This is a genomic window from Rothia sp. HMSC036D11, from assembly GCF_001814205.1.
In the GTDB taxonomy this organism is placed as follows: domain Bacteria; phylum Actinomycetota; class Actinomycetes; order Actinomycetales; family Micrococcaceae; genus Rothia; species Rothia dentocariosa.
Genome location: NZ_KV815315.1, coordinates 80,189 through 92,962 on the forward strand (window position 1 = coordinate 80,189; position 12,774 = coordinate 92,962).

Below are 12,774 nucleotides of genomic sequence, written 5' to 3' on the forward strand. Positions count from 1 at the left end.
TCACCCAGCCACAATTTTTTTGAGGATGTGTTCATCGATGAATACTCGTATCCCTGGTTTGTCTCGTCGTGCCCTTATGAGCGTTTTGGGCGTTTCTGGGTTTGCTGTGTTGCTATCTGCCTGTGGGGAGGACTCGAAGCCTGCTGGAGCGACTACTGAGAGTTCGAGTTCTTCTAGTGCGGAAGGTGCTGGTGCTTCCAGTTCTGCGTCTGTTTCTTCAAGCGAGAGCCCTTCGCCGTCGTCGAGTGTGCCGCCGCATTATTCCGGGAAATCAAAAGCTCCGGAGGGGGAGTATCGTCCTGCGGATTTTTATGGTCCTGCGCAGAATGTTCCGAAGCCAAAGGCGGAGGAGGGGTATACGAATGCTTCCTTGGAGGGGATGCGTAAGACGGTGCAGGCGTGGACGGAATGGCGTAACTATGGCATGCAAACTGGAGATTATAGCGAGGCGAAAAAACTCATTAGTAAAGACTTTACCAATGAGAAAAAATCCTATGATTTCGACTCTGGCCTTTATAAGAAAGGGGGATGGATCATGGGTGGAGACAGTCACAAGTATGAATTCCACGGCGAACCTATCAACCAGGGCAACGGCAAATACGAGTGGAAATTCTTTCTAGTATGGTCTCATGTTATATACGTTGAAGCGAACGGGAAAGATTACCGGGAAGTATCAAATAAAGACTATGAAGATAATTGGTACACTCTCTCGCTTCATCATGATGGTAATCGTTGGCTTATTGATAACGTATTCCCTATCGAGTTGGATAAGAAGTAGGTTCAAGAAATCATGAGAACTAGAGCTTTTCCGCTCCTAACAGCCTTCATCCTGCTCTGTGCACCTTTGGATTTCTACACATTAGCTGTAGCTGATGTTGTGTGTGGTAATTCAAATACATACTGGTGTTCTGAACAAGAGGAGACTTACACGTATCGGTGGAATAAACAGGGGCAGAATGCTCATCCTGTTGATAATTCCCATCAAGGTGACGAGAGTATACAGATGGACCAAGGAGAACTGGCCAGGCGAGAAGAAGAACATCAGCGGTGGTATCGGGAGCATCATCATGGTGAGTTTGGGTTTGCGCAAGGTAAGAACGGTGACCAGCGGTCGTTCGGGTTTGATGTCGCTAATGACGGCTCGTACTGCCTCAGTCGTGATGGTCAGGCTGGCACGTTTGAAAAAGCCCCAAAGACCGGGCGTGCTATCCCGGATATGATCAATGAGCTCTATGGAAACAAATGCACCCTCAACGATCCGGAAGCAGCACAGCAAGCCCAAAGCGAGTACGAACGGATCATCACCGAGATGCACACCCATTTGCTGGAGTTGATCCCGGCGCATCCGCACCTGATCTTGGATAGTGCACATCCACCACATACCACTAAGGGTGAGGAAACGAATTTCTACACCACCCTAGAAGGCAGCAGTAATATTTTTGAAGGAGACCTACCTATCGGGCATACCAGGATTCGGGCGGTACCGGTGGCGTATCGGTATGAGTATGGAGACGGGCACGATCTAAAAACACATAGTGCTGGTAGCTCGGTGTCTTCACAGTATTCTGGTCAATCCTTGCATGAGACGTCGACGAGTTATGCGTATCCGATGGTGGGGAATTTTCATGCCTATGTCACGGTGACGTATGCGGGTCAGTACAGTATTGATGGTGGGCCGTGGCAGTTTTTCGGAACCGAGATCACCCGTATTAGCGAGCCGGTGCTGGTGCGGGTGTGGGAGTCTGAGGTGCATTCGGTGGGCACGACTTGTACTGAGGACCCGGGAGCGAAAGGGTGTCCAGGGCATGCTGAGGAGCCTGATGTGGGGAATCCGAATCCGCAGTTGCGTAAGGTGGATGTGTATACGGGTCAGCGGTGGCATTTGGATGATGTGGGGGTGGGGGATAGTGAGGGTCGGTTGCACCCGACCTGGCCCAACATGTAAACAGATTGTCAGTATATAAAGAGTAATACCTCACATATAAAAACTGTTTTATTGTACAGGAGAAAGTCTCGTATACTCCCTGTCGTGAAAATTGGTATTACACTATCAAAATGTTGATAAAAGGTTGAACTTTTCGCTAAACATAAAGATTTGGTTACAATTTCTGAATATCTTTGAAGTTCGCTTACAGATAAGGCTAATGTTAGAAGTGAGGTAGTTCTGAAGGGTTACCTTGGGCAACAAAACTTCCGGGTTGCTCTTATATCGCACCGCACAACACGATTATTAGCGATTTCGCTAAAAACGCTATGTCCTGAAGATTTAGCTCTGACGCTAGGAACAGGACATAGCGTTTTTGTATATCCGGGGGAAGCAGAATATAAACTGGCCTCCTGAGCTGTTGAAATAAGAAGTATTATAAACGTAGGGCTGTGGGCAACAGCATCCTACGATGCCGCCCCACAGCCCTACGGTTCTAACGGAGCAAAGCTTTACCGAGTGGCCCGCTCTAGAAGCTGCAACACGTTCTGGAAGGTATGTCCGGTTGCTTCGGTCATACCCTGCTCACAGGTTCGGTTTGAGGAAGCATATGCGGCGAACTCGTGCTCGTTTAGCTCAGCGGTCTCGGCACGGGTAGCGCTCTGCGTGAGCTCAGGGTGCAGCATACCGCGGTCACCAGCGTAACCGCAGCATCCCCAGTTCTTGGGAACGTATACCTGCTCGCTCATGGCGTTTGCGATCTTCTCGAATGCTGGCTGCACACCCAGATGAGTCATTGAGCAGGTAGGGTGCAGCGCCAGCGACGGCAGGGGAGCTGACACCGTGAGTTTCGGCAGCAGCGTATCGGCGGCGAACTGCACCGAGTCAATAAGCTTCAACTGGGCGTAATCGGCCTCGCCTGCCCCCAAACCCTGCGTGATTTTATGCTCTAGGGCGGCTGCAACTTTCGCGCGCATCACCTCAAGGCCTTCGGTGCATGAGGAAGCATCGCACACAATCGGGATGCGTCCGCCATCGGTCGCCTGCCACAGTGCTTTGAGCACGCGGTCACTCATAATTGAGTAGCCGTCTGTGTACCCCTTGGACTTCCACGGCGTGCCACAGCACATTTGGTCGATACCTTCGGGAACCCGATATTTCACACCCGCCCGCTCGCAGAGGCGAATAAACGCCTGGGTCGCGTTCACCGGGTCGTGCTTACCTTCACCATCAACACCGCCGAACATGGCGTTCACGCAGGCGGGGAAGAACACAATATCGGGGTTTGCTTCCGCATGAGGAACGCGCGGCGCGCCGCCGGCAGAAAGCCCCTTCTTATAGGCGGGCACCAGGTCTTCGCCGAAGAGTTTACGGCCAATATCGGTGGCTCCGCGTACCACCGGGAACGGCAGCATTTTTGCGGCCGTGAGCGCTTTACCCGCCACTTTATCGATTGTGCCCCAGTGTTTTGAGGCGAATTTCCACCCGGCGGCACCGAGAGCATCCTGGTTCTCGGCACGCAGGCGGCGCACCAAATCACCCGTGTTAATCAGTACCGGGCAGCGCGTTACGCACATGCCGTCTACCGCGCAGGTATCCACACCGTAGTATTCGTATTCTTGGCGCAGACGCTCGGCAAGTTTAGTGTCACCATTAGCTTCTGCCGCAGCGATTTCGCGGCGCAGCACAATGCGCTGGCGCGGGGTCAACGTTAAATCCTTGGAGGGGCACACCGGTTCGCAGTACCCGCATTCCACGCACCGGTCGACTTCTTCCTCGACGGTTTCGGCGACTTTCAGGTCGGTGGCGTAATCGGTGTCTTCTTCGGCGAGAACCACACCCGGGTTCAGGAAACCCTTCGGGTCGATCAGGCGTTTAATTTCGCGCATGACTTCGAAGAGTTCGTCGCCGAATTGGCGGCGCACGAACGGGGCCATAATACGCCCGGTTCCGTGCTCTGCCTTGAGTGAGCCGTCGGCCTCCAGAATGAGCTGCACCATTTCTTCGGTGAATTCGCGGTACCGCACAAGCTGTTTGGCATCGCGGAACTGCTCGTTGAGCATGAAGTGAATATTGCCGTCTTTTGCGTGCCCGAAAATGACCGAGTCCTGGTAGCCGTGGGCGTCAAAGAGCGCGGTCAGATCGCGGCAGGTGGTACCGAGCACGTCCACCGGGACCACCACGTCCTCAAGCAGCGCATTCGTGCCGGTGGGGCGGTTGCCCGCAACCGTGGTGTACAGTCCGCGCCGCGCAGCCCAGAGCGCATTACGCTCAGAAAGTTTGCTGGTCATTTCGACCGGCGACACCACCGGGAGAGCATCAAACATAGGTGCGGCAGATGCGGCAAGATCGGTGAGCTCCTGCTCAGAGTTTCCCTGAAATTCCACGAGAAGGGCCGCATGCTCGCGCACATCAATAGCAGCAAGGGCCTCCGCCGCCTGCCCGGTACGCTGCGCCACGCGAATACTGGTGGCGTCCATGAGCTCAACCGTCGCCAGACGGTTAGCCACAAGCTCGGGCACGGAACGGGTTGCATCCAAGAGGTTATCGAATACGAGCAGACCGGTTGAAACGAATTTATGAATGGGCAAGGTGCGGTAGGTTGCAGACGCCACGAACCCGAGTGTTCCTTCGGAACCGATCAGAAGATGCTGCAGAATATCAATCGGTGTGCTGTAATCCAGCAGAGAGTTCACGCCGTAGCCCATAGTGTTCTTCATGGAGTATTGCTGGCGAATGCGCGCAACCGATTCCGGGTTTTCGACCACGCGCTTGTGCAGGCGCAGCAGACCCTCGTGAATCTCGGGTTCGAGGGCGCGCAGGCGTGCATCCGCATCGGGCGCAGAAGTATCAATAACGGTTCCACTGGGGAGCACGAACACCATAGATTCCAGCGTGTTGTACGTGTTGAATTCGGTACCGGAAGACATACCCGAGGAGTTATTGGCGACCACCCCGCCGATAGTGCATGCTGACCATGAGGCCGGGTCAGGCCCGAGTTTGTACCCGTAGGGCGCGAGCATATTATTGACCGCCATCACCGTGGCGCCGGGCTGAACACGCACCCTTTTGCCGCCGTCAAGCACCTCAATTTTCTTGAAGTTACGGCGGGTATCAACCATTACTCCGTCGCCGCTTGCCTGCCCTGATAGAGAGGTGCCGCCCGACCTGAAGGTGAGCGGCAGGTTGAAGGCGCTGGCGGCACGGAAAATATCGGCTACCGCCTCCGCAGAATCGGGGCGCACGATTCCGGCGGGCACCAGCAGGTAGTGCGAGGCATCGTGCGCGATAGCGAGCCTGTCGATTTCTTTAACACTGGAATCGAGGGCGTGCGCGCGGGTTTCGGCGAGCATATGCTCAAGGGCTTTGGAGTAGGGGGAGTTCAGAGCTTCGGATGTATTGGATACAACTGTCATGGGTCTTAATCTCCTTACCGGTGTAGGTATAGTTCTCTTCCTATCCTTCCAGTATGTGCTTTTGCACACGTTATGTCTGCTTAGCTTTGGCTAGGCTTACACGCCGGAATACCCGTTTTACTAAGGGATTATGGCGGGAAACTACCGTTGATTTTGTGTCCACCCTGAGCCGTTACCTGAAAATTTGCTGTGAACGCCGTAGAATGGTGATGTCCGTGCACCTGTACAGTGCGGATTAGTCTGCGCGGCTTCGCCTATCCTGGCCCCGTACGCTGGGGAGTAGGCCCCGTGCCTAACCTAAAGGAGACACATGTCTGCCGCTGAACTGTCAGCACCTATTAAGATCAGCGTATCCGGTGAGGAGCGCGAGGTTACTGCCGCCACCGCTGCTGAACTCTTTGCGGATAACGCGAAGATTGTGGTTGCCCGCGTGAATGGCACGCTGGTTGACCTTTCTCACAAGCTGTCTGAGGGCGATACCGTTGAGCCCGTTTTCATTGACGAACCTGATGGCTTGAATGTGCTGCGCCATTCTGCGGCGCACGTGATGGCGCAGGCGGTGCAGGAATACCGCAAAGACGCCAAGCTGGGCATCGGCCCCTATATTACTGACGGCTTCTATTTTGATTTTGATGTGGCTGAGCCCTTCACCCCCGAGGATCTGAAGAAGATCGAGAAGTCGATGATTAAGATCATCAAGTCGGGCCAGCTGTTCCGCCGCCGCGTGGTGACCCACGATGAAGCGGTTGAAGAGATGAAGAACGAGCCGTATAAGCTCGAATTGCTTTCGCTTAGCCAAGGTCCCGGTTCTGGTGCTGATGCCGCAGAGGGTGCCTCGGTTGAGGTGGGCGCGGGCGAGATTACGGTTTATGACAATGTGCACCCGAAAACCGGTGAGGTGCTGTGGAATGACCTGTGCCGCGGCCCGCACCTGCCGAATACTAAGCTGATTGCTAACGGTTACGCGCTCATGCGTGCCGGTGGCGCGTATTGGCGCGGTTCTGAGAAGAACCCCATGCTTCAGCGTATTTACGGTACCGCTTGGCCCACGAAGGACGAGCTGGTGGAGTATAAACACCGTATTGCTGAGGCTGAGCGCCGCGACCACCGTCGTCTGGGCAAGGAGCTTGACCTGTTCTCGTTCCCGAAGAATATTGGCCCCGGCCTGCCGGTGATTCACCCTAAGGGCGGTGTGATTAAGCGCGAGATGGAAGATTATGTGCGCGCCCGCCATATTGCTGAGGGTTTCCAGTACGTGAGCACCCCGCATATCTCGAAGGAAGACCTGTTCTACACGTCTGGGCATCTGCCGTATTATGCTGACGGCATGTTCCCGGCGATGGAGCTCGACAACGGCAACTACCGTTTGAAGGCCATGAACTGCCCCATGCATAACGAGATTTACCGTTCGCGTGGGCGTTCGTACCGTGAGTTACCGCTGCGTTTCTTCGAGTTCGGCACCGTGTACCGTGACGAGAAGTCGGGTGTGCTGCAGGGCTTGACCCGCGTGCGCATGATTACGCAGGACGATTCGCATTCGTATGTGACGAAGGAGCAGGCACCCGATGAGGTGCGGCACCTGCTGAATTTCATGCTGAGCCTGCTGGAAGATTTTGGCATGACGGACTTCTACCTGGAACTTTCAACCCGCGATACTGAGGGCGATAAGAAGGATAAGTTTATCGGCACCGATGAGCAGTGGGAGCAGGCTACCGCCGTGCTGGAGCAGGTGGCGAAAGAGACCGGCCTTGAACTGGTGCCTGACCCGGGTGGGGCTGCATTCTATGGTCCGAAGATTTCGGTGCAGGCGAAGGACGCGATTGGCCGCACCTGGCAGATGTCTACCGTGCAGTATGACTTCAACCAGCCCAGCCGGTTTGGTTTGGAGTACCAGGCTGCGGACGGTTCGATTCAGGAGCCGGTGATGATTCACTCGGCCAAGTTCGGTTCGATTGAGCGCTTCCTTGGGGTGCTGACTGAGCACTATGCGGGCGCGTTCCCGGCGTGGCTCTCACCGGTGCAGGTGATTTGTGTGCCTGTGGCGGAGGCTTTCAACGACTATATGACCGAGATTGCGGATAAGCTGCGTGAGCAGGGTGTGCGCGTTGAGGTCGATTACGGCTCGGACCGGTTTACGAAGAAGATTCGTACCGCCTCTACCGAGAAAGTGCCGTTCATCCTGATCGCTGGCGGCGAGGACGCGGAGGCTGGCGCAGTTTCATTCCGCTTCCGCGGCAACAAACAGGAAAACGGTGTGCCCGTGGATGAGGCTGTGGCACGTATTGTGGAGCATATCCGCAACCGCGTGAACGAAGACCCCAAGCCCAGCACCGAAGCTGCTGAGTAATACTAGGCTTGCTGGTCTAACTCATATATAGAAACCACCCCCTTTGCGGTGACAAGCTGCGGAGGGGGTGGTTTCTATGCGCTTTGAGGAGGCGCGGGTGGGGGAGCGTGGTTGGGTACAGAAAGTTGTGTTGTGGTGGAGTTTTTCCTAGTCCGGGCGGGTGTCTTCGTGCTAATGTGAATGATGGTACTTACGTTCGTTGCTATTCGGAGGTGCCGGTAATTGTACGATTCGGATAAGGGCGTCTGGGTGCGGTCTAGGCACCTCGTGTGTGTTTAATCGCCAGGTATTCTATCTGCAAAATCAAGGAGAAGATGCATAGTCACGTATGTAAAATTTAGAGAATTTGATTCAAAAAATTTGTACGCCTAAGAATAATTTAAGGAGCGAGACAATGAAGACATATATTTTGGCTTCAATTTTTACCGATAAAAAAAGTTTAGAAGAATTCAAAAATAATGGTGGAAATCAAGGTGTAGGATGGATTGCAGGTGTACCTGACGTGAAATATTGGAGAAAAGAAAAAAACCAAATTATAGAACGTATCTCCGATGCTGATAGTCGATGGGATAATTTTCCGGAGACTATTTGGAATTTGCTCTACACAAATGATCATAGATACTACACGGAGAACCTAAAAAACTGCCTTGAAGTGAAGGAAACGAATGAAGTGTATAAGTATCCTGTTACCCGCATTCAAATACTTCTAGCTGAAAAAAATATCTGTTCATCAGATGAAATTCCAGGGCTGGCAGTGCTTGAGGTTGAGGTGCCCAAAGAAGAAACAGGTAAAGAATTTAAAATTGATATTAAAAAAGTGTACCAATATCTTGCTGAAAATCAATTGATCCCTGGATTTAAAATTGATGATGAGGGAGCGAAAAGAGATAGGGATGGATTCGAAGGCGATAAGCTACAGAAATCCATGTGGAAAAAGAATATTAAACCATTTATGTATGTAGTGAATATAGTTAATTCGCTTAAGTTCAGTGATTCAAAGATTTTAGAAAATTTCAGGGGCCTCAAGAAGGAAGATAAAGATTCAGATAGGTTGAAGTTCATCGAGGAATTGCATGAAATTGCGGATCGTAGAGAACCATCTGATGCAGCCAGGGAAAAGTGGGATAAAGAGGATCCTAAATGGCTAAGAATTGAAGGAGATCGTAAGTATAAATGGTGTTTTTATGCTCGTTCAAATGGTATGGTCTATTATTTTCCGGATTCAGAGACAAAGGGTAGCAACTCGCCGATTTGTTTCCAGGGGTATGCTGAGTTATTCCATTTGGATGCAATCATGCTATCGATTTTGAAAAATATTCTTGTAAATTATTACACAGGTCAGATTCAGAAGTTCGTTTCTGCGGAGGATGAAAAAGAAATTAAGAATATTAATAATGCTATCAATAGAATGTATATTATGTATGATATGGGTCGCACGAATCCGAGAGGTGGGAAGCATGTTATTGCTATGGAAAAGGTGGAGTCGGCTCTTCATTTTGAGCAGAATTTGAATGTCTTAAAGGATTCTGTTGAAAAAATTGAGGGGATTAATTCTACGCAACGGCAGGAAGATCTTTCTATTAGCCAAGAAAAACTTGCAAAGAGTCAAGAAAAGCTCGCAAGGTATGCGCTATATATTGCATTTATTATGATTATTCCCACAGTTATGCCCTTATTGCTAAGTAACGATAAATCAGGTGTTGAGAAATTGATGGCCATGGTATGGAGCGTGCTTATTGCGTTTTTTGTTATGATTCCACTTTTAATACCATGTGCAATTAAGGGTTGGAAAAAATTTTAGGATTAGGGTTACTTAATTACGCTGAGTAGGGGAGGTGAAGGTAAGGAATCTATCAGTTGAATCTTGCTATTTGTCACAGCTTTATTGTTAATATTGCTAGGTAATTTTATTGTTGAGTATTTTGAAGGAGTAAGTTTTGCTTAGGAAAGATCATATAGTTCCTGCGAGTATAATCGGTAGGTTTGGGTACCTTCCTGAAGGAGAATGCAAAGATAATAAAATTAATTGGAGGAGACAAGAGGTCCTTAAGAGGGATATTCATGAGGGTAAGACAGAATGTGTAGTAGCAGAGGATATCGGATACTCTGTGGGAGAGCATGATACTAATTTTACGCCCAGAGAATTTGATGAAATTTCTAAATATTATAAAGATCAAAAAACTATGGATAATGGATATTATAAGGTGTATAAGATAGATCTCATTGACTTAGATAAGAATATTTTTCATAAGACTGAGGGATCCATAGGCGGTGTCATTAATTCGCTTGAAATGCATGAAGAGCTGGATGAGGGAAGATTTGGTATTCTCGTTTCATATATTGCCCAAATGTTTGTGCGGTCGCCGTTTGCGGGAGAGTTTATTAAGGATTCCCTGTATGCGAATACCCTTGAAATGTACGAAGGCTTAAGGCAAAGAGATAAAGAGAATATAATCAAAAACTCCATTCAATATAATAGAGAGTACTTATATAAAATGTATGAAAGTAACTACCTTAAAAGGTATAAATTTAAAATTATAATAGATGATAGCAGGAGATTTGTCCTGTCTGATATGGGAATATCTCCTCATTTTTTGCCTATTACAGATTTTGAACTTCACCCATCTATTGATAGTCTGAATGATATATATCGCATGTATATTCATAGCCCAGATCTGAAATATGGAATATCGTACTATATTCCACTGTCTTCGACGGTTCTCATTCATGTCGTTCCTGAAGATATTCAAGAATCGGAGTGGAATTCGAAAAATGTTGAATATGAATATCTCCCCAAATCATGTAATGATTTTCATGTACCCAATGTTGTGGCCATCCACTCTGCTCAGCAATTTTACGTGTCCCCATTTGAGGATTTAATAAATTTTTACTCTCAAAATGGGGTTGAGTCTAATAGGATAGATTCATTTATTTTGAGGCATTTCCTATTCAGGGACTATGTTGAGAATAAAGCCCCTAGAATTTTTAAAGCTTCTTTGCATGTCAATGATGAAAGAGTGGGAAAGGAAGGATTCCAAGCGCTTGATATTAATAAACTCAATAAGCGTGTTAAAGATTTGTTAAAAGGTAGTCCTGTTGAAAGATCTTTTGCAAAAGAATGGTTGTCTAATTTTCGTAATTCACTTTTGCGATATATAAGAAAGCTAGAAGACTAAATTATATAGGTATATGTCTGTCTATTAATAAAGGACCCGGCAGGCTATCCATCAGATAGCCCGCCGGGTCCCTTCTTTATACCGTTGCTATGCGCTCAGCCTTTTAGCGGGTGGTGCGTTCCAGCAGCTGCAGCACGTTCTGGAAGGTGTGGCCGGTTGCTTCGGTCATACCCTGCTCACAGGTGCAGTTCGCCGAAATGTATGCGGCGAACTGCTTCTGCTCGCTCAGCTCCGCAGCCTCCGCCTCCGTAGCGCTCGCCGTCAGCTCCGGGTGCAGCATACCGCGGTCACCCGCATAACCGCAGCAACCCCAGTTCTTCGGCACGTACACGTCGGCACTCATCGCGTTCGCAATCTTCTCAAACGCAGGCTGAGTACCCAGGTGAGTCATGGAGCAGGTCGGGTGCAGAGCAATCGACGGCAGGGGAGCAGACACGGTCAGCTTATCCAGCATGTTGTCGGCGGCGAACTGCACCGCGTCGTACATGCGCAGACGCGAGAAATCCGGCTCGCCCGGCTTCAGGCCGTTCACAATCTTGTGCTCAAGCGCCTCAATAACCTTCTTGCGCATCACCTCAAGACCCTCAGTGCAGGACGAAGCGTCACACACGACCGGCAGGCGGCCATCGTCAGTAGCCTCCCACAGGGACTTCAGCACACGGTCGCTCATGATCGAGTAGCCGTCGGTGAAGCCCTTCGACTTCCACGGGGTGGAGCAGCACATCTCACCAATATTGTCCGGGATGCGGTACTTCACGCCCGCACGCTCACACAGGCGGATGAACGCCTGGGTTGCGTTGACCGGGTCATGCTTGCCGTCGCCGTCCACGCCGCCGAACATGGAGTTCACGCAGGCGGGGAAGAACACAATCTCAGCGGTTGCGTCCTTGTGCGGCTTACGTGCCGGGCCACCGACCGGCAGGCCCTTCTTGTAGGAGGGGACCGTGTCGTCGCCCATGACCTTGCGGGCAATGTTGGTGGTGCCGTGCACCACGGGGAACGGCAGCTTCTGAGCCACGGTCAGGGCCTTGCCGGCAACCTTATCCATGACGCCCCACTGCTGCGCGGCAACCTTCCAGCCGGTAGCAGCCAGCTTGTCCTGGTTCTCAGAACGCAGGCGGCGAATCAGATCACCAGTGTTAATGTTCACGGGGCAGCGGGTCTGGCACATGCCGTCCACGGCGCAGGTGTCGATGCCGTTGTACTCGTACTCCTTACGCAGATGCTCCGGTGAGAAATACTCGGTGCCCAGCAGAGACATGAGCACCACCACGCCTAGACGTTGCACATACACGCGATCATCAACCACCCAGTTGAGGCAGGCCCGCTCCAGCTTCGGCAGGTTGGCTGCATTGCGGCCCTTCACGCAGGTCGGGGAGACGGCATCCGTAAGAGTCCAGTTCGTCATATATGGCAAGAAATTAGTAATTTCCGCATGCCAGGTGGCAAAGTCACGTTCCTCGTTGAGAAGCAGCACATGCAGCAGGTCTTCTTCCTGAAAATCATGCGGAACCGCCGCCTTAAACTCCGTGACTTCCTGCGGATGTTCACGCAGCAGCTTCTTAGCGAGCTTGCGCAGTGCGGGCATACGCACGCCTAAAATCCGCTCGGGATCAACCGTAGGAATCAGCTTCGCCGTGAACTCCGCCAGCTTTGGTTCGGCAAGCTCACGGACTGCCTGAGAGATTGAAGAACTCATGATTCTAGTCTCTCAGATGCGGCCATTCTCTATAACGTATTGGTCTGGGCCAAACACCCGAAACAAACCAACGTTCCCGAGCGGCGAGTGTCCCCACGTGAGGTAAGGAGCATCCACAGATACCTGCAGAAAACCGATATGATGGCTGTAGAAAGGTTTGCACGTGAACCGACAATTCACGGCAGACCTGCTTCAACGAAGAGCATGTAAGG

Annotated in this window: 7 protein-coding genes; 5 read left to right on the forward strand and 2 right to left on the reverse strand. The window is 51.0% G+C overall.

What is annotated here, in order from left to right:
- Positions 1-778, forward strand: a 778-nt coding sequence (locus HMPREF2958_RS08560) for a DUF6318 family protein (RefSeq protein ID WP_246828096.1), incomplete at its 5' end; no start/stop codon positions are given.
- A gap of 225 nt (positions 779-1,003) precedes the next feature.
- On the forward strand, positions 1,004-1,945 hold the full coding sequence (locus tag HMPREF2958_RS08565) for a hypothetical protein (RefSeq protein ID WP_246828097.1): 942 nt from the start codon (positions 1,004-1,006) through the stop codon (positions 1,943-1,945).
- 491 nt (positions 1,946-2,436) lie between these two features.
- Here HMPREF2958_RS08565 and HMPREF2958_RS08570 read toward each other — a convergent pair whose 3' ends face one another.
- On the reverse strand, positions 2,437-5,340 hold the full coding sequence (locus HMPREF2958_RS08570) for an FAD-binding and (Fe-S)-binding domain-containing protein (RefSeq protein WP_070697666.1): 2,904 nt from the start codon (positions 5,338-5,340) through the stop codon (positions 2,437-2,439).
- Between the two features lie 310 nt (positions 5,341-5,650).
- Between HMPREF2958_RS08570 and thrS the strand changes: the two genes are divergently transcribed.
- The 3 genes from thrS to HMPREF2958_RS08585 all read left to right on the forward strand — a co-directional run bounded on the left by thrS (position 5,651) and on the right by HMPREF2958_RS08585 (position 10,863).
- Positions 5,651-7,687 carry a threonine--tRNA ligase gene (thrS, locus tag HMPREF2958_RS08575; RefSeq protein WP_070697667.1) on the forward strand — a complete coding sequence of 679 codons (2,037 nt, stop codon included), beginning with the start codon at positions 5,651-5,653 and terminating at the stop codon, positions 7,685-7,687.
- A gap of 394 nt (positions 7,688-8,081) precedes the next feature.
- Positions 8,082-9,488 (forward strand): hypothetical protein, encoded by a 1,407-nt coding sequence (locus tag HMPREF2958_RS08580; RefSeq protein WP_070697668.1) that lies wholly within the window; start codon positions 8,082-8,084, stop codon positions 9,486-9,488.
- Positions 9,489-9,624: 136 nt separating this feature from the next.
- Positions 9,625-10,863, forward strand: coding sequence for a hypothetical protein (locus HMPREF2958_RS08585; protein ID WP_070697669.1), 1,239 nt, complete (start codon positions 9,625-9,627; stop codon positions 10,861-10,863).
- A 103-nt stretch (positions 10,864-10,966) separates the two neighbouring features.
- On the opposite strand, the gene HMPREF2958_RS08590 is transcribed toward HMPREF2958_RS08585, so the two are convergent.
- Positions 10,967-12,562 (reverse strand): DNA alkylation repair protein, encoded by a 1,596-nt coding sequence (locus HMPREF2958_RS08590; RefSeq protein WP_083313732.1) that lies wholly within the window; start codon positions 12,560-12,562, stop codon positions 10,967-10,969.
- Positions 12,563-12,774: the final 212 nt, after the last annotated feature.

Bases quoted from the DNA above. Each gene is read 5' to 3' on its own strand.
- HMPREF2958_RS08565 (WP_246828097.1), top strand. From the start codon at position 1,004: ATGGACCAAGGAGAACTGGCCAGGCGAGAAGAAGAACATCAGCGGTGG.
- HMPREF2958_RS08570 (WP_070697666.1), bottom strand. From the start codon at position 5,340: ATGACAGTTGTATCCAATACATCCGAAGCTCTGAACTCCCCCTACTCC.
- thrS (WP_070697667.1), top strand. From the start codon at position 5,651: ATGTCTGCCGCTGAACTGTCAGCACCTATTAAGATCAGCGTATCCGGT.
- HMPREF2958_RS08580 (WP_070697668.1), top strand. From the start codon at position 8,082: ATGAAGACATATATTTTGGCTTCAATTTTTACCGATAAAAAAAGTTTA.
- HMPREF2958_RS08590 (WP_083313732.1), bottom strand. From the start codon at position 12,562: ATGAGTTCTTCAATCTCTCAGGCAGTCCGTGAGCTTGCCGAACCAAAG.